Annotated in this window: 18 protein-coding genes; 11 read left to right on the top strand and 7 right to left on the bottom strand. The window is 65.1% G+C overall.

Annotated features, from left to right (window positions below; all coding sequences use genetic code 11):
• Positions 1-102 precede the first annotated feature (102 nt).
• Positions 103-3,915, top strand: coding sequence for a multifunctional oxoglutarate decarboxylase/oxoglutarate dehydrogenase thiamine pyrophosphate-binding subunit/dihydrolipoyllysine-residue succinyltransferase subunit (locus VF34_RS02850; protein ID WP_080731904.1), 3,813 nt, complete (start codon positions 103-105; stop codon positions 3,913-3,915).
• A gap of 281 nt (positions 3,916-4,196) precedes the next feature.
• Here the strand turns inward: VF34_RS02850 and VF34_RS02845 are convergent, their stop codons facing one another.
• The gene (locus VF34_RS02845) at positions 4,197-4,844 is read right to left on the bottom strand and encodes a TetR/AcrR family transcriptional regulator (RefSeq protein ID WP_032375500.1); all 648 of its coding nucleotides are present in this window, start codon (positions 4,842-4,844) and stop codon (positions 4,197-4,199) included.
• A 69-nt stretch (positions 4,845-4,913) separates the two neighbouring features.
• Between VF34_RS02845 and VF34_RS02840 the strand changes: the two genes are divergently transcribed.
• Genes VF34_RS02840 through VF34_RS02830 form a run of 3 tightly spaced genes read left to right on the top strand, consistent with a single transcriptional unit; the run spans position 4,914 to position 8,281 of the window.
• Positions 4,914-6,482, top strand: a complete 1,569-nt coding sequence (locus VF34_RS02840) for a flavin-containing monooxygenase (protein WP_032375499.1) — start codon at positions 4,914-4,916, stop codon at positions 6,480-6,482.
• Positions 6,479-7,312 (top strand): SDR family NAD(P)-dependent oxidoreductase, encoded by an 834-nt coding sequence (locus VF34_RS02835; RefSeq protein WP_032365394.1) that lies wholly within the window; start codon positions 6,479-6,481, stop codon positions 7,310-7,312. The genes VF34_RS02840 and VF34_RS02835 overlap by 4 nt, the downstream gene beginning before the upstream one ends.
• Positions 7,313-7,324: 12 nt before the next feature.
• Complete coding sequence (locus VF34_RS02830) at positions 7,325-8,281, top strand: alpha/beta hydrolase (protein WP_032375498.1); 957 nt, start codon at positions 7,325-7,327, stop codon at positions 8,279-8,281.
• On the opposite strand, the gene VF34_RS02825 is transcribed toward VF34_RS02830, so the two are convergent.
• Entirely contained in the window at positions 8,237-9,130 is an 894-nt protein-coding gene (locus tag VF34_RS02825) for a glycine betaine ABC transporter substrate-binding protein (RefSeq protein WP_032375497.1), read from the bottom strand. The genes VF34_RS02830 and VF34_RS02825 overlap by 45 nt on opposite strands.
• Positions 9,131-9,339: 209 nt before the next feature.
• On the opposite strand from VF34_RS02825, the gene VF34_RS02820 reads away from it, so the two are divergent.
• The 4 genes from VF34_RS02820 to VF34_RS02805 are packed head-to-tail and all read left to right on the top strand — an operon-like array spanning position 9,340 to position 12,813.
• Positions 9,340-10,314 carry an ABC transporter substrate-binding protein gene (locus VF34_RS02820; RefSeq protein ID WP_032365502.1) on the top strand — a complete coding sequence of 325 codons (975 nt, stop codon included), beginning with the start codon at positions 9,340-9,342 and terminating at the stop codon, positions 10,312-10,314.
• Positions 10,314-11,465 (top strand): ABC transporter ATP-binding protein, encoded by a 1,152-nt coding sequence (locus tag VF34_RS02815; protein WP_032365391.1) that lies wholly within the window; start codon positions 10,314-10,316, stop codon positions 11,463-11,465. Before VF34_RS02820 ends, VF34_RS02815 begins: the two co-directional genes overlap by 1 nt.
• Positions 11,462-12,124 carry an ABC transporter permease gene (locus VF34_RS02810; RefSeq protein ID WP_032365390.1) on the top strand — a complete coding sequence of 221 codons (663 nt, stop codon included), beginning with the start codon at positions 11,462-11,464 and terminating at the stop codon, positions 12,122-12,124. The genes VF34_RS02815 and VF34_RS02810 overlap by 4 nt, the downstream gene beginning before the upstream one ends.
• Positions 12,121-12,813, top strand: a complete 693-nt coding sequence (locus tag VF34_RS02805) for an ABC transporter permease (protein ID WP_027498027.1) — start codon at positions 12,121-12,123, stop codon at positions 12,811-12,813. The genes VF34_RS02810 and VF34_RS02805 overlap by 4 nt, the downstream gene beginning before the upstream one ends.
• 77 nt (positions 12,814-12,890) lie before the next feature.
• Here VF34_RS02805 and VF34_RS02800 read toward each other — a convergent pair whose 3' ends face one another.
• From VF34_RS02800 to VF34_RS02785, 4 genes are all read right to left on the bottom strand, one after another.
• Complete coding sequence (locus tag VF34_RS02800; RefSeq protein ID WP_032375496.1) at positions 12,891-14,090, bottom strand: NAD(P)-dependent malic enzyme; 1,200 nt, start codon at positions 14,088-14,090, stop codon at positions 12,891-12,893.
• A 245-nt stretch (positions 14,091-14,335) separates the two neighbouring features.
• The gene (locus tag VF34_RS02795; RefSeq protein WP_045840758.1) at positions 14,336-14,629 is read right to left on the bottom strand and encodes a hypothetical protein; all 294 of its coding nucleotides are present in this window, start codon (positions 14,627-14,629) and stop codon (positions 14,336-14,338) included.
• Positions 14,626-15,240: a MarC family protein gene (locus VF34_RS02790; protein WP_027498030.1), complete on the bottom strand. Its 615-nt coding sequence runs from the start codon at positions 15,238-15,240 to the stop codon at positions 14,626-14,628. Before VF34_RS02790 ends, VF34_RS02795 begins: the two co-directional genes overlap by 4 nt.
• Positions 15,237-16,073 (bottom strand): PHP domain-containing protein, encoded by an 837-nt coding sequence (locus VF34_RS02785; protein WP_032375495.1) that lies wholly within the window; start codon positions 16,071-16,073, stop codon positions 15,237-15,239. Before VF34_RS02785 ends, VF34_RS02790 begins: the two co-directional genes overlap by 4 nt.
• A 79-nt stretch (positions 16,074-16,152) precedes the next feature.
• Here VF34_RS02785 and VF34_RS02780 point away from each other — a divergent pair, with 79 nt between their 5' ends.
• Complete coding sequence (locus VF34_RS02780; protein WP_027498032.1) at positions 16,153-17,241, top strand: magnesium and cobalt transport protein CorA; 1,089 nt, start codon at positions 16,153-16,155, stop codon at positions 17,239-17,241.
• Positions 17,242-17,329: 88 nt separating this feature from the next.
• On the opposite strand, the gene VF34_RS02775 is transcribed toward VF34_RS02780, so the two are convergent.
• Positions 17,330-17,923 carry a suppressor of fused domain protein gene (locus VF34_RS02775; protein ID WP_176458017.1) on the bottom strand — a complete coding sequence of 198 codons (594 nt, stop codon included), beginning with the start codon at positions 17,921-17,923 and terminating at the stop codon, positions 17,330-17,332.
• Positions 17,924-17,993: 70 nt separating this feature from the next.
• On the opposite strand from VF34_RS02775, the gene VF34_RS02770 reads away from it, so the two are divergent.
• Positions 17,994-18,710, top strand: a complete 717-nt coding sequence (locus VF34_RS02770) for a metallophosphoesterase family protein (RefSeq protein WP_027498034.1) — start codon at positions 17,994-17,996, stop codon at positions 18,708-18,710.
• A complete protein-coding gene (locus VF34_RS02765) occupies positions 18,700-19,563 on the top strand; it encodes a hypothetical protein (protein WP_032371672.1) in 864 nt (287 codons plus the stop codon). Before VF34_RS02770 ends, VF34_RS02765 begins: the two co-directional genes overlap by 11 nt.
• The last annotated feature ends 82 nt before the right edge of the window (positions 19,564-19,645 follow it).

Here is a 19,645-nt window from a genome sequence, read left to right as displayed (position 1 = left end):
CACAGCTACGTCCCGGACGCACGCGATCTCGACCGGAGGTCTAGCCTGGAGTCGTACGCGCGCTGATCGGGAACGAAGACAGAAACGAGGCGAACTACTGCCGTGAGCAGCAGCTCTACTACCCAATTCGGACAAAATCAATGGCTGGTCGACGAGATGTACCAGCGGTTCAAGCAGGACCCGTCCTCCGTCGACGCGAGCTGGCACGAGTTCCTCACCGATTACGACCCCGAAGCCGTGATCGACGAGAACCCCATCTCCAACGGTAAGTCCGGTTCCAACGGCTCGGCCTCGAACGGCAGCTCGGCCAAGTCCGCTCCTCCCGCAGCACCCGCGCCTCCTACGAAGCCCGCCGCCTCGGCCGCGAAGACCGAAGCCCCGAAAACCGAAGCTCCCAAGAAGACCGAAGCCCCCGCGAAGGCCGCAGCTCCCAAGGCTGCTGAAACCAAGCCTGCTCCGGCGAAGTCGGCCCCGGCCAAGCCGGCCGAGAAGAAGCCAGCCCCGGCCAAGCCCGCCGCTGCCGAATTCGGTGAAGAGTCGAGCAAGATTCTGCGCGGCGCAGCTGCAGCGGTCGCCAAGAACATGTCCGCTTCGCTGCAGATTCCGACAGCTACCAGCGTGCGAGCCATCCCGGCCAAGCTCATGGTCGACAATCGCCTCGTCATCAACAACCACCTCGCGCGTACCCGCGGCGGCAAGATCTCGTTCACGCACCTGCTCGGCTACGCCATCGTGCAGGCCGTCAAGGCGTTCCCGAACATGAACCGCCACTTCGCCGAGGTCGACGGCAAGCCCAACGCCGTCACTCCGGCGTCGATCAACCTCGGTCTGGCGATCGACCTTCCCGGCAAGGACGGCAACCGTTCCCTCGTCGTCGCGGCCATCAAGAACACGCAGGACTTCACGTTCACGCAGTTCTACAACGCGTACGAGGACATCGTCCGGCGTGCCCGCGACGGCAAGCTCACCGGCGAGGACTTCCAGGGCGTCACGATCTCGCTGACCAACCCCGGCGGAATCGGCACCGTCCACTCCGTCCCGCGCCTGATGAACGGCCAGGGTGCCATCATCGGTGCCGGTGCCATGGAGTACCCGGCGGAGTTCCAGGGTGCCAGCGATGAGCGTCTCGCCGAGTTCGGCGTCGGCAAGCTCATGACGCTGACCTCGACGTACGACCACCGCATCATTCAGGGTGCGGAGTCGGGCGACTTCCTCAAGACGATCCACAATCTGCTGATCAGCGACGAGTTCTACGACGAGCTGTTCCATTCGCTCAAGATCCCGTACGAGCCGATCCGCTGGCGCAAGGATCTGCCCGAGGGCACCGTCGACAAGAACACCCGCGTGCTCGAGCTCATCGCGGCGTACCGCAACCGCGGTCACCTGATGGCCGACACCGACCCGTTGCAGTTCACCAAGGACAAGTTCCGGATGCATCCGGACCTCGACGTGATCAGCCACGACCTGACGCTGTGGGATCTCGACCGCGAGTTCAAGGTCGGCGGATTCCACGGCAAGGACAAGATGAAGCTGCGCGACGTGCTCAGCGTCCTGCGCGACTCGTACTGCCGCCACGTCGGCGTCGAGTACACCCACATCCTCGAGACCGAGCAGGTCTCGTGGCTGCAGGAACGCGTCGAAGCCAAGCACGTCAAACCGACTGTGGCGCAACAGAAGTACATCCTCAGCAAGCTCAACGCAGCCGAGGCCTTCGAGACGTTCCTGCAGACCAAGTACGTCGGACAGAAGCGCTTCTCGCTCGAAGGTGCCGAGTCGGTCATCCCGATGATGGACTCGGTCATCGACCAGAGCGCCGAGTACGCCCTCGACGAGGTCGTCATCGGCATGCCGCACCGCGGTCGCCTGAACGTGTTGGCCAACATCGTCGGCAAGCCGTACTCGAAGATCTTCACCGAGTTCGAGGGCAACATGAACCCGGCTGCCGCACACGGCTCCGGCGACGTGAAGTACCACCTCGGTGCCGAGGGCACGTACATCCAGATGTTCGGCGACAACGACATCAAGGTCTCGCTCACGGCGAACCCGTCGCACCTCGAAGCCGTCGACCCCGTTCTCGAAGGCCTCGTCCGGGCCAAGCAGGACCTCCTGGACAAGGGCACCGGCCAGGGCGGTTACTCCGTGCTGCCGCTGATGCTGCACGGCGACGCGGCCTTCGCAGGCCAGGGCGTCGTCGCGGAAACGCTGAACCTGTCCGATCTGCGTGGCTACCGCACCGGCGGAACCGTGCACATCGTCGTCAACAACCAGGTCGGCTTCACCACCTCGCCTGAGTTCTCGCGCTCGTCCGAGTACTGCACCGACGTGGCCAAGATGATCGCCGCGCCGATCTTCCACGTCAACGGCGACGACCCCGAGGCATGTGCCTGGGTGGCTCAGCTGGCAGTGGACTTCCGTCAGAAGTTCCACAAGGACGTCGTCATCGACATGATCTGCTACCGCCGTCGCGGACACAACGAGGGCGACGACCCCTCGATGACCCAGCCGGCGATGTACGACGTGATCGACACCAAGCGCAGCGTCCGCAAGAGCTACACCGAATCGCTCATCGGCCGTGGCGACATCTCGCTCAAGGAAGCCGAGGACGCGCTCCGCGACTACCAGGGTCAGCTCGAACGCGTCTTCAACGAGGTACGCGAACTCGAGAAGTACACCCCGGAGCCCAGCGAATCGGTCGAACTCGACCAGCAGTTGCCGACCAAGCTCACCACCGCCGTCGACAAGGCCGTCCTGCACCGCATCGGTGATGCGCACCTCGACATCCCCGAGGGATTCAACGTGCACCCCCGCGTCAAGCCGGTGCTCGAGAAGCGTCGGGAAATGGCGTACGAGGGCAAGGTCGACTGGGCCTTCGGCGAACTACTCGCACTCGGCTCGCTCGTGGACGAGGGACGCAACATTCGTTTCTCGGGCCAGGACACCCGCCGCGGCACGTTCACGCAGCGGCACTCGGTGATCATCGACCGCAAGACCGGTTCCGAGTACACGCCGCTGCAGAACATCGGCAGCGACAACCCCGGCAAGTTCATGGTCTACGACTCCGCACTGAGCGAGTTCGCGGCCGTCGGCTTCGAGTACGGCTACTCCGTGGGCAACCCGGACGCGCTGGTGATGTGGGAAGCGCAGTTCGGCGACTTCGTCAACGGTGCCCAGTCCATCATCGACGAGTTCATCTCGTCCGGTGAAGCCAAGTGGGGACAGCTCTCCGACGTCGTGCTGCTGCTCCCGCACGGCCACGAGGGTCAGGGCCCGGACCACACGTCCGGACGCATCGAACGCTTCCTGACGCTGTGCGCCGAAGGATCGATGACCGTCGCACTCCCCTCGACCCCCGCGAACTACTTCCACCTGCTGCGTAGGCATGCGCGTGACGGAATCCGTCGCCCGCTGATCGTCTTCACCCCGAAGTCGATGCTGCGCAACAAGGCAGCAGTGAGCAACATCGAGGACTTCACCGACGGCAAGTTCCACTCGGTGTTCGACGAGCCCACCTACGACACCGGCACCGGCGACCGCAGCAAGGTCAAGCGCGTGCTGATGGTCAGCGGCAAGCTCTACTACGAGCTCCTCGCTCGCAAGCAGAAGGACAACCGCGACGACGTCGCCATCGTCCGAATCGAGCAGCTCTACCCCGTGCCGACGCGTCGAATCCGGGAAGCACTCGAGAGCTACCCGAACGCAACGGAATTCCGCTGGGTTCAAGAAGAGCCTGCGAACCAGGGTGCCTGGCCGTTCTTCGGTCTCGCACTGCCCGAACTCATGCCCGAAAAGCTGGTCGGCATCAAGCGCATCTCCCGTCGCGCCATGTCCGCACCGTCCTCGGGATCGAGCAAGGTGCACGCCGTCGAGCAACTCGAAATCATCGACGAGGCCTTCAACAAGGTCGGCGAAGACTAGAATCTCCGACAGCGACAAGCGGCCCACTCCTTCGGGAGTGGGCCGCTTTCGTCGTTTCTGTGCGCACCCGGGTTGGGATCAATGTGGGATTCAGTCGGTCAGACTGCAACAAAGCCGCATTCATTCGGCTGTGGCCTCGGCCGCACTTCGGATGAATGCGGGATTCAGTCGGTCAGACTGCAACAAAGGGACATTGATCCCAACTGGGGAGGACCTGCAACCGGGGAGGACGTCCAACCGGGGAGGACCCCGAACCGGGGGGACGCACACTAGGGCGGGGCTCAGGCGCCGGCGTCGGCTCCCAGCAGCGCGGAGATCATGCCCGGGGCCAGGGCGACAGCAGGTAGGGCGTTGACGTTCAGGTCGATCAACTCGTCGCGGGTGATCTGTGGATTTCTGAGCCAGGTGATGGTGGCTTCTTCGACGAAGGCGATCCACCCGCGGACGGCGAGGTCGATGGTGGGGGTGACATCGACGTCGAGTTGAGCGAGTTGGACGAGAGTGCGATCGGCCATGGTGGTGCGGGTCTGCTCGAACACCTCGCGCATCTGGGGGTCTCCGCTTGCCGTGCCGCGGAGCAGGGAGATGAAGGTGTCGCGTTTCTCGCTGACGTAGTCGACGTAGTTGGCGATGGAGTCGCGCAGAATCTCGAAGGGTTCGAGGTCGGGGTCGGGTGCGGTCCGTTCGATCATCGACCGCGACGCCTCGCGGACTATTTCGAGGTGAAAGTCCTGCTTGGACGCGAAGTAGTGGAACAGTAGACCTCGGGAGACTCCGGCCTGATCGGCGATGTCCTCGACGGAGATCTGTTCGAGTGGCCGATCGGCGAGCATCTCGGTGCCGAGCTCGATCAGCTGCGCTCGTCGTTGCTGCGGACTGAGTCTGGTCCTTTTCGTCGTCGATACTCCAGCGCGGTTCACATCCGCCATGCAATCATCCTATTGAATAGTAGTCAATAACTATTGACTCACACTCAGTAAGCTTCTAGTCTGCTCTACATGAGTCTTCCCGTAACAGATACTTCGGACCGCGCAACGTCGCCGCGTCACGTCGATACGCTGATCATCGGCAGTGGTTTCGCCGGGCTCGGAGCGGCGATCAAGCTGACCAAGGCAGGCAAGAAGAACTTCGTCGTCGTCGAACGCGGCCACGATGTGGGCGGTACCTGGCGCGACAACACCTACCCCGGTGCAGCCTGCGACGTGCCCTCGCATCTGTACTCGTACTCGTTCGCGCTGAACCCGGAGTGGACTCGTTCGTTCTCCACCCAACCCGAGATCCAGAAGTACATCGCCGGAGTTGCGCGCAAGTACGGCGTCATGGACAAGCACGTCTTCGGTACGGACGTGACGTCGGCGCGATGGAACGCCTCCACCAGCCGCTGGGACGTCGAGACGACCACCGGCAACTACACCGCCAAGATCGTCGTCTCGGCCGTCGGCGCACTGTGTGAGCCGAACCTGCCCGATATCAAGGGGATTCACGATTTCGAGGGCGACGTCTTCCACTCCGCTCAGTGGAACCACGACGTCTCGCTCGCCGGCAAGCGCGTCGCCGTCATCGGGACCGGCGCGTCGGCGATCCAGATCGTTCCCGCCATCGCAGGCCAGGTCGAGCACCTCGACGTCTACCAGCGCACCGCGCCGTGGATCCTCCCTCGCGCCGATCGCCCGTACACCAAGCTCGAGCGCTTCGCCTTCAAGCATGTGCCCGGCTTCCAGCGCCTCGCCCGCGCCGGCATCTATGCGATGCGTGAGACCCAGGTCGTCGGACTGGCGAAGAACCCCGCGTTCATGAAGCCGCTGCAGTGGGCGTCCGAGAATCATCTGCGCACGCAGATCAAGGACAAGGCGCTGCGCGCGAAGGTGACCCCGAACTTCCGCATCGGCTGCAAGCGCATGTTGATCTCCAACGCGTACTACCCCGCTCTCGCGCAGAGCAACGTCGACCTCGTGACCGACGGCATCGCCGAGATCCGCACGGGATCGATCGTCACCAAGGACGGCACCGAGCGCCCGATCGACGCACTCGTCGTCGCCACCGGCTTCCACGTCACCGATTCGCCTGCCTACCAGGCCATCGTCGGCAAGGACGGCCGGACGCTGGCGCAGACGTTCGACGACGGCGGACAGCAGGGCTACAAGGGCGCCGCGGTGGCGAACTTCCCGAACATGTTCTTCCTCGTCGGCCCCAACACCGGCCTCGGGCACACCTCGATGGTCTTCATGATCGAGTCGCAGATCAACTACCTGGTCGACGCCTTGAACACCATCGACAAGCACGACATCGGGACCATCGAAGTGCGCAAGGACGTGCAGGACGAGTACAACGTGACCCTGCAGGACCAGCTCGCCAAGAGCGTCTGGATGAACGGTGGCTGCGCCAGCTGGTATCTGGACAAGCACGGAAACAACACCACCCTGTGGCCCGGGTTCACGTTCGAGTTCCGTCGTCAGACCAAGCATTTCGATCTCGATGCGTACCGTAGCGTCGCAACCGCAGATCTGACCTCCGCGTCGGCGAGCACGGCCGCCGGCAACAACACAGACAAGGTGTCCGCACGATGAGCACATTCACAGGCAAGGTAGCCGTCGTCACCGGCGCGGGTTCGGGAATCGGCCGGGCCCTGGCCCTCGAGCTGGCCGGACGCGGAGCCAAGCTCGCACTGTCCGACGTCGACACTGCCGGACTCGACGAGACGGTGCGCCGCGTCGAAGCACTCGGTGCCGAGGTGAAGTCCGATTTCCTCGACGTCTCGCAGCGCGAGACCGTGCTGGACTATGCCGAGGCCGTCGTCGCGCATTTCGGCAAGGTCAACCAGATCTACAACAACGCGGGCATCGCCTACCACGGTGACGTGGAGAAGTCCTCGTTCAAGGACATCGAGCGCATCGTCGACGTCGATTTCTGGGGCGTCGTCAACGGCACCAAGGCATTTCTGCCGCACATCAAGGCCTCCGGTGACGGCCACATCGTCAACATCTCCAGCCTGTTCGGCCTGTTGGCGATGCCGTCCCAGTCCGCGTACAACGCTGCGAAGTTCGCCGTCCGCGGATTCAGCGAGTCGCTGCGCATGGAGATGTTGATCGCGAAGGCTCCGGTGAAGGTGACCGTGGTGCACCCCGGCGGCATCAAGACTGCCATCGCCCGCAATGCCACCGTCGCCGAGAATTTCGACCAGGCCGACGTGGCGAAATTCTTCGACAGCAAGTTGGCGAAGACCACCCCGATCGACGCGGCCAAGACCATTCTCAAGGGCGTCGAGAAAGGCCGGGGTCGCGTGCTCATCGGTTCCGACGCCATCGCGCTCGATCTGCTGCAACGCATCACCGGCTCGCGGTACCAGGGTCTGATCGCTGCGGTGTCCAAGCGTGCCATGCCACGGTCGAAGAAGTAGGCGGGTCGCGTCGTGAAAGCCTTCTACGTTCCTCTGCCGATCGTTGCGGCGGCGCTCAAGCCCTTCTACCGCCTCGCGCTGAATCCGCGTCTGTCCTTCCGGGCGCAGCGGGCGGTCCTCGAGGCCGCGGCTCCCGTGCAGACGCTCCCGCACGGGACCGTCGCGCAGAAACTGACGCTTGCGGGCAGGCGGGCCGAGCGCATCACCGTCGGAGCCACCGAACGCGACACCGCGATCCTGTACCTCCACGGGGGCGCGTTCACGATCGGTTCGATCAACACCCACCGATCGCTCGCCGCCCATCTGGCCCGAGAGTCGGCCAGCGCCGTGTACGTACTCGACTACCGCCTCGCCCCGGAGAACCCGTACCCGGCCGCGCTCGACGACGCCGTGGCGGCGTTCCGTGAACTCGTGCGTTCGCACGGCTTCACCCCGGATCGCATCGCCATCGCCGGTGATTCGGCCGGCGGCGGACTGACCGTCGCGACGACGAGACGGCTGGTGGACGACGGCGCGAGGCCGGCAGCACTCGGATTGATCTCACCGTGGGTCGATCCGGGCGCACGCGACGCGGTCAAACCGCGCGACCTGGTCGTCAACACCGGGTGGTCGAACTCCTCGGCCGACGCGTATCTCGGGGCGGGCGACCCGCTGGATCAAGGCTTCGCGCCGCTCCAGGGCAACCTCGACGAGCTGCCTCCGGTCGTCATGCACGTCGGGACGGACGAGGTGCTCTATCCACAGATCACCGCGTTCGCGGACAAGCTGCGCCTGTCCGGCGTCGAACTCGAGTACATCGAGTACAAGAAACTCTGGCACGTGGCGCATCTGCAGGCGTCGATCCTGCGGGAAGCAGCCGAAGCCGTCCAGCACATGGGTTCCTATCTGGGCCGCAAGCTCAGAGCAGAGCAGAAGTCCGACGTGTCAGAGGCTGTGCTCGCCGAGCCAGCGGCCGGCGACATCGCCTGACGCAGCACCGCCGCGGACCTCGCCGATCATGTCGGCGAGGTCCGCTGTCGTCAGCTCCCCCGCCACCACCGAGAACGACTTCACCGCACTCTCGTCCAGCACACCGGTGCGGTACAGCGGAACGACGTTCTGCGCCGGATACACATGATCGTCGTCGGGCAGAGTCGTCAGATCCTTGGCCAGCGGACCGAACGACGCCGTCCGAATCGCGAGAGCATCCACCGCACCGGAATTCAGGTCGTCGACGGCGAACTGCGCATCCGGGTAGACCATGAACTCGGAGAAACGGGCCCGGGTGAAGCTGGGACTGCCCACACCCTCCATCCTCACGTCCATCGGATCGACCTCCCCCTCGACCGTCCCGACTGTCACGTCGTCACGACGAAGAAATTCGGTCACCGTCGCGCCCTCGTCCAAGATCGCGTCTGGAGCGAGAGCAATGGCCAACCGATCCTCGGCGGTTGCGTAGTCTCCCACCGACAGTCCGGCGGGCAGCGATCGGTTCAGTTCGGTGAACACGTCCTCCGCTTCGGTTGCCCCGGCCAGGGTGTCGAAGGTGCGCAACAGGTCCCCGGTCAGGTCGGGGATCATCGATACCTCGCCGCGGTCCAGCGCCGCGAGGTACGCCGTCCGATCCCCCAGGTTCTCGGCGACGGAGACCTCGGCTCCCGTCGACCGGAGTCCTCCTGCGTAGATCTGTGCGAGCAACCGGGAGAGGTCGGAATTCCCGGCTCCGACGACGACGGGCACGTGCCCGGGTTCGGCCCGGTCGGCCGCACTGCACCCACCGACGGAACCTGCAATAGTGACCGCGAGGGCCGCTGCCAGAATCGACGAACGCACTCTCATTTTCTCCTGTTCACTGCCCGTGGGGTTTACCGATCCCGACCGCGGGGCACAGATGCGAACGAGAGGGTAGTCGAACCAACCTTATGGGCACGGCGACGTCGACTACCATCCCGAGCAGCCCGAGTCCTGGTTCGGCGGTGTCCCCGGTGATCGGGCGGCACCTGTCGGAGTTGGGGCTTCGTCTGTGCCCGAACCGATGGAAGGACACCATGACCACCTCCCGAATCACGCGCGCGTTCTCCGCCCCGAAGGCAGTGGCGGCCGTTGCCGCGCTCGCCCTGTCGGTCACCGCACTGACCGCCTGCGGCGGAAATTCGGATCCGCTCTCGAGCGGAGGCGGCGAGAGCAACGACGACACGAACTCGATCATCGTCGGCTCGGCCAACTTCCCGGAGTCCGAAACCGTCGCGAACATCTACGCAGAAGCATTGCGCGCCAACGGTTTCGAGGTGAGCACCAAGCTCAACATCGGTAGCCGCGAGGCGTACATTCCCGCCGTCCGCGACGGCTCGATCGACCTGATTCCCGATTACACGGGCAACCTGCTCCAGTACTTGGACGAATCTGCCACGGCCACCTCGTCCGAGGACGTGCTGGCGGCACTGCCCGCTGCACTCGGCGACGACCTCTCGGTGACGGCCCAGGCACCCGGCGAGGACAAGGATGCCGTCGTCGTCACCCGCGCGACCGCAACCGAGCGCAATCTGAAGACCGTCGGGGATCTCGCACCGTTCTCCTCGGAGGTGACGTTCGCAGGCACGCCGGAATTCCAGGAGCGCGTCGGCGGACTGCCGGGCCTGAAAGCGAAGTACGGCCTGGACATCTCCCCCGGTAACTACGTGCCCATCTCCGACGGCGGCGGACCGGCCACGGTCGAGGCACTCGTGTCGGGCCAGGTCGTCGCGGCGGACATCTTCACCACCTCGCCGGCCATCGCGCAGAACGATCTCGTGGTTCTCGAAGACCCGGAGAACAATTTCGCCGCTCAGAACGTCATCCCGGTGCTGCGGACGTCCAAGCAGTCCGACAAGCTCACTCAGGTCCTCGACGCCGTCTCGGCGCAGATCACCACCGAAGAGCTCATCGCACTGAACACCTCGGTGTCCGGCGACCAGAAGGTCGAACCGGCTGCGGCGGCAACGGCGTGGGTCAAGGACAAGGGTCTGGACCAGCCGGTCAGCTGATGATCACCTTCGAGAACATCACCAAGACGTACCCGGACGGCACCACGGCAGTCGACTCGTTGGACCTGGTGATCCAGCCACACTCGTTCACCGTGTTCGTGGGGCCGTCCGGCTGCGGCAAGACGACGTCGATGCGCATGATCAACCGGATGATCGCTCCCACCTCGGGTGTCATCACGGTCGACGGCCGCAACATCGCCGACACCGACGCGGTGAAGCTGCGCCGGGGAATCGGCTACGTCATCCAGAGTGCCGGGCTGCTGCCCCATCGTTCCGTCGTCGACAATGTTGCGACGGTTCCGGTCCTCAACGGTCAGTCCCGGCGCGCTGCCCGCAAGGCGGCGCTCGAGGTACTGGAGCGAGTGGGCCTGGATCCCGCTCTCGCGTCCCGCTACCCGGCGCAGCTGTCCGGCGGGCAGCAACAGCGCGTCGGGGTTGCCCGCGCGCTCGCCGCGGACCCACCGATTCTGTTGATGGACGAACCCTTCAGCGCCGTCGATCCGGTGGTGCGTGAGGATCTGCAGACCGAGATGCTCAGGCTGCAGGCAGATCTGAAGAAGACGATCGTGTTCGTCACGCACGACATCGACGAGGCCGTGCGGCTGGGCGACCACATCGCAGTCTTCGGACCGCAGGGTCGTCTGCAGCAATACGACAAGCCCGAGACCGTGCTCGCGGCACCGGCGACGTCGTTCGTGGCGTCGTTCGTCGGCCGCGACCGCGGCTACCGAGGCCTGTCTTTCCGCTCCGCGCAGTCGGTGACGATGCATCCGATCCATACCGCGACCGAGGACGAGATGAGCACCCTGCGACTCGACCAAGGGCAGTGGGTTCTGGTCGTGGACTCCCAGCGTCGTCCCCTCGGCTGGATCGACGCCACCGGCGTCGAGAAGGTACGCGGCGGCGGCAGCCTGGACGAGAGCACCGCGGCCGGTGGGTCGCTGTTCCTCGAGGGCGGCGATCTACGGCAGGCGCTCGACTCGGCGATCTCGTCTCCGTCGGGAATCGGCGTCGCCGTCGATTCGACCGGTGCCGCCGTGGGCAGCGTCGACGGTGCGGAGATTCTCGAAAACCTGGCCGTACAGCGCAAGTCGGAGGACGAGGAGCGCAATCGCCACCACTTCGGCGCGACCGGGAACGACGCACAGTGACCTGGCTGTTCGACAACTTCGGCGTCGTACTCGGGTACACGAAGACACATCTGTATCTTTCGCTCGTGCCCCTGCTCATCGGACTGCTCATCGCGGTTCCGGTCGGCACGCTGATTCGCAACACGCGGTGGGTCCGCCGAATCACGTTGACGGTGGCCAGCATTGCGTTCACGTTGCCGTCACTGGCACTGTTCGTCACCATTCCTGCGGTCGTGGGACTGCCCGTGCTCGATCCGCTGAACGTAGTGATCGCACTGACGGTGTACTCCACGGCTCTGCTCGTTCGCGCGGTTCCGGAGGCACTCGATTCGGTTCCGTTCGCCGTCGTCGATTCGGCTCAGGCCATGGGCTTTTCGTCGTTACGACGTGCGGTGACCGTCGAGCTACCGCTGTCCTTGCCGGTGCTCATCGCCAATATTCGAGTTGTCACGGTCACCAACATCTCGTTGGTCTCGGTGGGTTCGGTGATCGGTATCGGTGGTCTCGGCCAGCTGTTCACCCAGGGCTACCAACGTGACTATCCCGATCAGATCTTCGCCGGCATCATCTCGATCGTGTTCTTGGCGTTGATCTTCGACGCCGCCCTGTACCTGGTGGGCCGTCGACTCACGCCGTGGACCCGGCAGGGCAGCTCGTCGACGAGGAAGGCGCGCGCATGAATCTGTTCTCCGAAGCGTTCTCGTACATCCTCGACGGTGCCAACTGGGCCGGGCCGACGGGAATCGGCGCTCGACTGCTCGAGCACATGTGGTATTCGCTGTTGGCCGTTGTGCTTTCGGCCGCTGTCGCGATTCCCATCGGACTGATCATCGGTCACCTGCGCCGCGGCGAAGCGGTGGTCGTCGGACTGGTCAACGCTCTGCGCTCACTGCCGACTCTGGGTGTGTTGGTGTTCCTGGTCCTGGTGATCGGATTGGGTCTGATCCCGCCGATCATCGCGCTGGTCCTGCTCGGGATACCGCCGCTGCTGGCGGGCACCTACTCGGGAATAGCCAACGTCGACGCCCACGTGGTCGACGCCGCCCGTGCAATGGGGATGACCGAATCACAGGTGCTGCTGCGGGTAGAGATCCCCAATGCACTCCCACTGATCCTCGGCGGACTACGGAACACCACCCTGCAGATCATCGCCACCGCGACCGTTGCGGCCTACGTCAACCTGGGCGGGCTCGGTCGCTACATCTTCGACGGTCTCGCGCTCTACGACTACGGCCGGGTTCTTGTCGGGGCGATCCTCGTCGCGCTGCTCACACTCGTCGTCGACGGCCTTCTCGCCCTTGCGGTGTGGACGTCGGTGCCGGGAACCGGTCGCCTCCGGCGCATGCCGACCGGACTGGCAAAAGTCTGACGACGACTCATACGAACGAAAAGCACCCCGAACCACCGGCCCGGATAGGGCGGGGTTCGGGGTGTTTTTCTGTTTTCCTACGCGACGCCCTCGGCTCGCGCTGCTGCCGCAACTGCGTCCGCAACGGCCGGGGCGACGCGAGGATCGAGCGGGCTCGGGACGATTCTGTCCGCGGCCAACTCGTCGCCGAGAACCGAGAGGATTGCCTCGGCAGCGGCGAGCTTCATGCCTTCGGTGATGCGGCGTGCGCCGGCGTCGAGCGCGCCCTTGAACACACCGGGGAAGGCCAGAACGTTGTTGATCTGATTGGGGAAATCGCTGCGTCCGGTCGCGACGATGGCCGCGTACTTCCTGGCCACCTCGGGGTGGATCTCCGGATCCGGGTTCGAGAGCGCGAACACGATGGACTCGGGGGCCATCGAGGCGATGACGTTCTCGTCCACCTTGCCTGCGGACAGTCCGAGGAACACGTCGGCTCCGGCCAGCGCATCGCCCGGTCCCCCGCTCAGTCCACGAGGGTTGGTTCGCGCAGCGAGGTCGGCCTTGACGCCGGTGAGGTCACCGCGATCGGCCGAGACGACGCCCTTGGAGTCGAGGACCACGACGTCGGAGATGCCGGCGGCGAGCAGCATGTTCGCGCACGCAACGCCTGCAGCGCCTGCGCCCGAGACGACCACTCGGAGCCCGGCCAGGTCCCGGCCCTGTACCCGTGCAGCACCCGTCAGCGCCGCAAGGACGACGATGGCCGTGCCGTGTTGGTCGTCGTGCATCACGGGGCAGTCCAGTGCCTCGACGACGCGTCGTTCCACCTCGAAACACCGCGGGGCGGAGATGTCTTCGAGGTTGACGGCTCCGAAACTGTGTCGCATCCGCACGATCGTCTCGACGATCTCGTCGACATCGTGGGTATCGAGCACGATCGGGATGGAATCGAGGCCGGCGAACTTCTTGAACAGCGCCGCCTTGCCCTCCATCACCGGCAACGACGCGCGCGGACCGATATCGCCCAGGCCGAGCACCGCGGAACCGTCGGAGATGACGGCGACCAGCCGGTCGGTCCAGGTGTAGCGCTTGGCCAGTGCCGGGTCGGCGGCGATGGCACGGCTGACCTGGGCGACCCCCGGGGTGTAGGCGATCGAGAGATCGCGCTGGGTCTCGAGCGGCGCGGCCAACTGGACCGAAAGCTTGCCGCCGAGATGCCCGGCGAAGATCTCGTCGTCGGTGATCGCGGCCGCAACTGCCGATGGTGTTCCTGTGGTGTCTTCGACTGCCGTCACGGTGAAAGCTCCTCGCACTGTCGGCCTCGACGAGGCAACACGTGTCTACGAAGTGATTGATGCTCGAAAGGGTCGCGGACTACCGGAGGGCGCCAGTACTGGCTGCCGACTGCCGAAAAGCGTGTCTCGCACGTGCGGCGGGTGTGCCTGCACAGTCAACGATGGGCTGTAGCCGCATCGCTGCAACGGCCCAAGTGTGCCATACCGCCCACCGAACTGACCATAGAGTCAGAAACCAGCGTGAACTACTGCCACCATTGGGTCCACAGGACGAGACCGGTGACCACGAAGACCACGATCGCTCCGAGGAAGGCGGCGAATCCGCGTCGATGATCGGCAATGCGCTGCGCGACGATGGCGACGACAGCGGCAACGATGTGCACGGTGACCGACAGCGCGCCCGGTCCCGGGTAGCCGCGGGACTGACCGAGATATTGGGTGACGCCGACGCCGATCGCCAGCACCACCAGTCCGGCGGTGACGATGCCGCTGAGACCGCGCAGGAAGCGCAGCCCTGCACCCGCTCCGGCCCCGCTCATGCTCCGGCCACAAATCCGCGGACGGAGTCCGCGATCAACTGCACCGCGATGGCGGCGAGCAACAGGCCTGCGATGCGTGCCAGCAGCGAGATGCCGCCCTCGCCGAGCAGCCGGATAAGGACGGTGGAGAAGCGCAGAATCACGAAGAACAGGACGTGAATCGTGATGATGCCCAAGGCGATTGCGAGCAACGAGCTCGCGTTGCCGTCGGCCTGACTGACGTAGACGATCACCGCGGCGATGGCTCCGGGGCCCGCCATCAACGGCGTTCCCAGCGGCACGAGTGCGACGTTGACGTCCTCGGCCGCCGCGTCGCCGCCCGCGCCCTTACCGGTGAGCAACGACAGCGCGATGAGCAGGAGCAGAAGTCCACCCGCGCCCTGCAGTGCCGGAATGCCGATGTGCAGGTAGCTCAGAATGGCCTGGCCGCCGATCGCGAACACCGAGATGACGGTGAGCGAGACCGCGGGTGCCTGCCATGCGGCCTTGTTGCGCACTTCCTTGCTCTTGCGTCCCACCAGGGACAGGAACACCGGAATCGCGCCCGGTGGATCCATGATCACAAACAGCGTGATCAGAACCGTCAGGTACAGCGTCACGTCGAAGTTCATGACCGGGCCGCCGCGATCAGTCGGTCGTACTGCTCCGGGTCAGTGGTGTACTCGCCCAGCTTCACGGTCTTGTTGGTGCCGTGATAATCCGAGGACCCGGTGACGATGAGGTCCAACTCCGCGGCCAACTCGGCCATCACCACGGTGTCCTCCGGCGAGTGGTCCATGTGGTGGACTTCCACACCGCCGAGCCCGAGCGGGGTGAGTTCTCGGATGTGGTCCAGATCCAGGATGCGTCCGCGCTTGCGGGCCCGGGCATGCGCGAGCACGCTGACGCCGCCTGCGGCGGCGATCATCTCGACGGCGACGTCGAGTGGAGTGTCGACCTTGCCCACGTAATACTTGCCACCCGTTGCCAGCGGACCGGCGAACGCCGCGTCCATGTCCGAGACGTAGCCGGCCTCGATCAGAGCCTGGCCCAGATGGGGACGACCGGCGGCCTCCCCGGCCGAGGCGAGAACCGCGTCGGGATCGATGGGCAGGCCGTCCGCGGCCATTTTCTCAGCGATGGCCCGCAGCCGGGTCACCCGCTCACCGCGCAGTCGTGCACGCTCGGCGGCGAATGCCTCGTTCTCGGGGTCGAACAGGTACGCCAGCAGGTGCACCGGGACGGGCGTGCCGTCCTCCCCACGACCGGTGCACGACAGTTCCATGCCGCGCACGAGCGTCAGGCCGGCAGGCGATGCGGCAGCGGCCTCGTCCCATCCGGCCGTGGTGTCGTGATCGGTGAGCGCCACCACCGACAGGCCCGCTGCCGACGCAGCGCGAACCAGCTCGGCCGGGCTGTCGGTACCGTCGGACGCTGTCGAGTGGGTGTGGAGATCGATGAGCACCAGAACAGTGTCCCAGGCGTACCGCCGTGATGTTCCGGGCCCACTGTTCTGTCGTTTTCCTGGCGTACGATTGCCCGCCATGCCGTCCCTTCCACCGCGTCCCTCACTGCCCTCGCTGCACCGACGAGGAAACAAGGCCGTTCCCGATTCGAGTCCACGAATACCGGTGCCAACGGCGCGTGCCATCGTCGACTGCGCTGTGTACGTCGACGGCTCCCGGCTACCCGGCCGGTTCACTCACACGTCCGCGATCGCCGAAGTACGAGCCCGCGGCGAGGGGTTCGTCTGGGTGGGCCTGCATGCGCCGGACGACCGTCAGATGAACGCGATCGCTCAGTGTTACGACCTGCACGAGTTGATGGTCGAGGACACCGTGCACGCGCATCAGCGGCCCAAGCTCGAGCGATACGACGACGTCGCATTCCTCGTCCTACGCACGGTCAAGTACGTCGAACACGAATCGGTGACGACGGCGAACGAGATCGTCGAGAGCGGCGAGATCATGGTGATGGTCGGTCGAGATTTCGTCATCACCGTCCGACACGGCGAACACTCCGGATTGGCCGGCGTGCGCCAGCGCCTCGAGGACAATCCGGAGCAGCTCGCGCTCGGCCCGTCGGCGGTGCTGCATGCGGTGGCCGACCACGTCGTCGACGAGTACCTGGCCGTCACCGACTCGATCGAGAGGGACGTCGACGGCATGGAGGAGGAGGTGTTCTCTCCGCATCACCACGTGCCGATCGAGAACATCTATCTGCTCAAGCGAGAGGTCGTGGAACTACGCCGGTCGGTGACTCCGCTGTCGACGCCTCTCGCACGGCTGGTCCAGGAGCCCAGTGTTCCGAAGTCCGTCCGGCGGTACCTGCGCGACGTGCAGGACCATCACACCACTGTCGCCGAACGTATCTCCGAATACGACGAGGTACTCAGCTCGCTCGTCGACGCCGCCCTGGCTCGGGTGACGATGCAGCAGAACCTCGACATGCGCAAGATCTCGTCCTGGGTGGCGATCGCGGCGGTGCCGACCATGGTGGCCGGCATCTACGGCATGAACTTCGACAACATGCCCGAGCTGCACTGGACCTATGGGTATCACACGATCGTCGCGATCGTCGCCTGCGTGTGCGTCGGTCTGTGGCGAACGTTCCACAAGAACAACTGGCTGTAGATCCTGCGCCGGAGATCTACAGCCAGGGACGAAATGGGACAGAAACGGGTAGCAACCGGAAGTCGACACCCTGTGCGTAGGAGTCCGATCAGAGGCTGGCTGCGGACCGGTTGGGGTCTCGAACGTCGATCCCCGCTTCCTTCCAGGCCTCGCGCAACGCATCCGCCCCGCGTAACCGCACCCAGGCGGCCTCGGTTCCGGTCAACGGCACCGCGGCGAAGAAATGAACCGGATCGAAAGGCTCCGGCAGCGGCAGGTCCGCGATGTCGCTCGGCCCGAGCAGCACGGCCGTGAACGGGGCATTTGTCCACAGCGGCTCACCGAGATCGAGCAGGGCGTCCTCCACCAGCACAACGCCCTCCACCGCGGGCGAGGCCGCGAGCACGGCCAAGCTCTTGTGGACGCCCGACGCCACGCCTGCGCCACCGCGAAGGGTCAGTACCAGTTCGGCGCGAGGGCCACGGGACGGATCGGCGACCATGTCGTTCGGGTCTGCCATGGGATGACGCGAGCAGCCGAGGCTGACGTACCGCACCACCTCGGAGTCCGCTCCGAATCGCAGCACGTCCAGTGACTCCAGGCCGAGGAACGTCACGGACGCGGACGACGGGTTGTCGTCGCCGATCTCGGTCAGCAGATGTGCGCGTACCGCGGTAATGACACTCTCGCTCACGAGACCCATCCAACACCACCGGTGCCCGAGAAGTCCGTTCGGAGGTGCCACCGCGGACGAGGTGGGTACCGTCGTACCCGTGGTATCCGTTCTCGCTGTGTCCGACGAAACGATCGAATCTCTGTGGAGTCCGCAGGTGAAGTCGCTCGGCGTCGATCTGATTCTCGGCGCGGGTGACCTTCCGTTCGATTACCTCGAGTACCTGACCGATGCGTTGAACGCTCCGTGCGTGTTCGTGCCCGGCAATCACGACGCGGACCTGACGGGTTATTCGGCCGGGAAGGCCGGCTGGATGCGCGCCGGGCTGCCTGCCACCTGGCCGGGGCCGGTGGGTGCGATCAACGTCGACCGGCGGATCGTGTCCGCTGCCGGTCTGCGTATCGCCGGTCTCGGCGGGTCGATCCGCTACAACGGCGGCCCCAATCAATGGACGCAACGTCAGCAGCGCAGACGCTCACGCACCCTCACTCGAACGTTCGCGTGGAATCGCAACGTCCGCAAGGACGTACGGCCGGTGGACATTCTGCTCACTCACAGCCCACCCCTCGGAGTCGGCGACGACACCGACCCGGCACACGTCGGCTTCGACTGCCTGGACGAGGTGACGCGTCGACTCTCCCCACAGTTGTTGTTGCACGGCCACATTCATCCACACGGCCACACCCCGGACGATCTGGCCCTGCACGGGGCGGCGGTGATCAACACCGTCGGATACACCCTGCTCGACGTCGAACCGGGTGGGCAGCGACAGCACGTCGAAGCACCGAGGATCGTGAGGCGCAGACATGGCACGTGACACCGGATTTCCGGCCGCCGACGCGGAGAACGACTTCACCCGCCAGCGTCGACGCGCCGACGTGGCGAGACTCGTCGGGTGGCTGCGGCGTCAACCCGACGACGTCAACACCATCCTGCCGTTCGACGAGGTGGTTGCTGCCCTCGGCAAGGTCGGTGAACGGCACCTGGGTCTGCAGGTCATTCGCGTCGAGACCATCGTCGGAAGTGTCGACCGCACCCGCGACTTCGACAGGTTCTTCAGGCCGACCTCGGCGCGGATCAGGGAACGCTGGCAGCGGTTGGCGGCGGCGCAGCGCCGCGGTGAAGCGATGCCGCCGATCCAGGTGTATCGCATCGGCGGCATGCACTTCGTCGTCGACGGGCATCACCGGGTGTCGATTGCGTTCGCGATGCATCGCACGACGATCGACGCCGTCGTCACCGAGATCATCACGCGTATCTCTCCCGAGGGCATCACCCGACGCGGCGATCTGTTGATCAAGGATCATCGCCGCATCTTCCTGAGTCGGGTGCCCCTGGTGGGACGCGCACGCGAGGCGGTACAGGTCACCGACCCGTTCGATTACGCGCAACTGAGCGAGTCGGTGGAGGCCTGGGGATTTCGGCTGATGCAAGAACTCGGGGAGTTCGTCGACCGCGGAACGGTCGCGCGACGTTGGTTCGGTGAGGAGTACCTGCCGGTGGTCCGCATGGTCCGGGCGGCCGAGATTCTCGAAGACCGCACCGATGCCGAGGCCTATCTGTGGATGAGCCGTGAGCGCTATCGGTTGGTGCGCGAGCACGTCTGGAACGACGAGATCGTCAGTGAACTCCGGCAGAAGGCCCTGGGGAAGCCCAACCGGGCCCAGTAGCTCATCCGAGGCACCTCGGCTCACACCGGGGAAACCGGTACCCGATAATTAATTAGATGCGTTCAACATTTTAGTTCGATCG

Origin of the sequence: Rhodococcus sp. PML026 (genome assembly GCF_000963615.1) — a bacterium.
Taxonomy (GTDB): Bacteria; Actinomycetota; Actinomycetes; order Mycobacteriales; family Mycobacteriaceae; genus Rhodococcoides; species Rhodococcoides fascians.
This window is presented reverse-complemented; position numbering and strand designations above follow the sequence as displayed.

Coding starts and splice junctions, on each gene's coding strand:
- VF34_RS02795 (WP_045840758.1), bottom strand. CDS start 14,629: ATGAGCGGGGCCGGAGCGGGTGCAGGGCTGCGCTTCCTGCGCGGTCTC.
- VF34_RS02790 (WP_027498030.1), bottom strand. CDS start 15,240: ATGAACTTCGACGTGACGCTGTACCTGACGGTTCTGATCACGCTGTTT.
- VF34_RS02765 (WP_032371672.1), top strand. CDS start 18,700: ATGGCACGTGACACCGGATTTCCGGCCGCCGACGCGGAGAACGACTTC.
- VF34_RS02840 (WP_032375499.1), top strand. CDS start 4,914: ATGAGTCTTCCCGTAACAGATACTTCGGACCGCGCAACGTCGCCGCGT.
- VF34_RS02815 (WP_032365391.1), top strand. CDS start 10,314: ATGATCACCTTCGAGAACATCACCAAGACGTACCCGGACGGCACCACG.
- VF34_RS02825 (WP_032375497.1), bottom strand. CDS start 9,130: ATGAGAGTGCGTTCGTCGATTCTGGCAGCGGCCCTCGCGGTCACTATT.
- VF34_RS02805 (WP_027498027.1), top strand. CDS start 12,121: ATGAATCTGTTCTCCGAAGCGTTCTCGTACATCCTCGACGGTGCCAAC.
- VF34_RS02820 (WP_032365502.1), top strand. CDS start 9,340: ATGACCACCTCCCGAATCACGCGCGCGTTCTCCGCCCCGAAGGCAGTG.
- VF34_RS02835 (WP_032365394.1), top strand. CDS start 6,479: ATGAGCACATTCACAGGCAAGGTAGCCGTCGTCACCGGCGCGGGTTCG.
- VF34_RS02845 (WP_032375500.1), bottom strand. CDS start 4,844: ATGGCGGATGTGAACCGCGCTGGAGTATCGACGACGAAAAGGACCAGA.
- VF34_RS02775 (WP_176458017.1), bottom strand. CDS start 17,923: ATGGGTCTCGTGAGCGAGAGTGTCATTACCGCGGTACGCGCACATCTG.
- VF34_RS02780 (WP_027498032.1), top strand. CDS start 16,153: ATGCCGTCCCTTCCACCGCGTCCCTCACTGCCCTCGCTGCACCGACGA.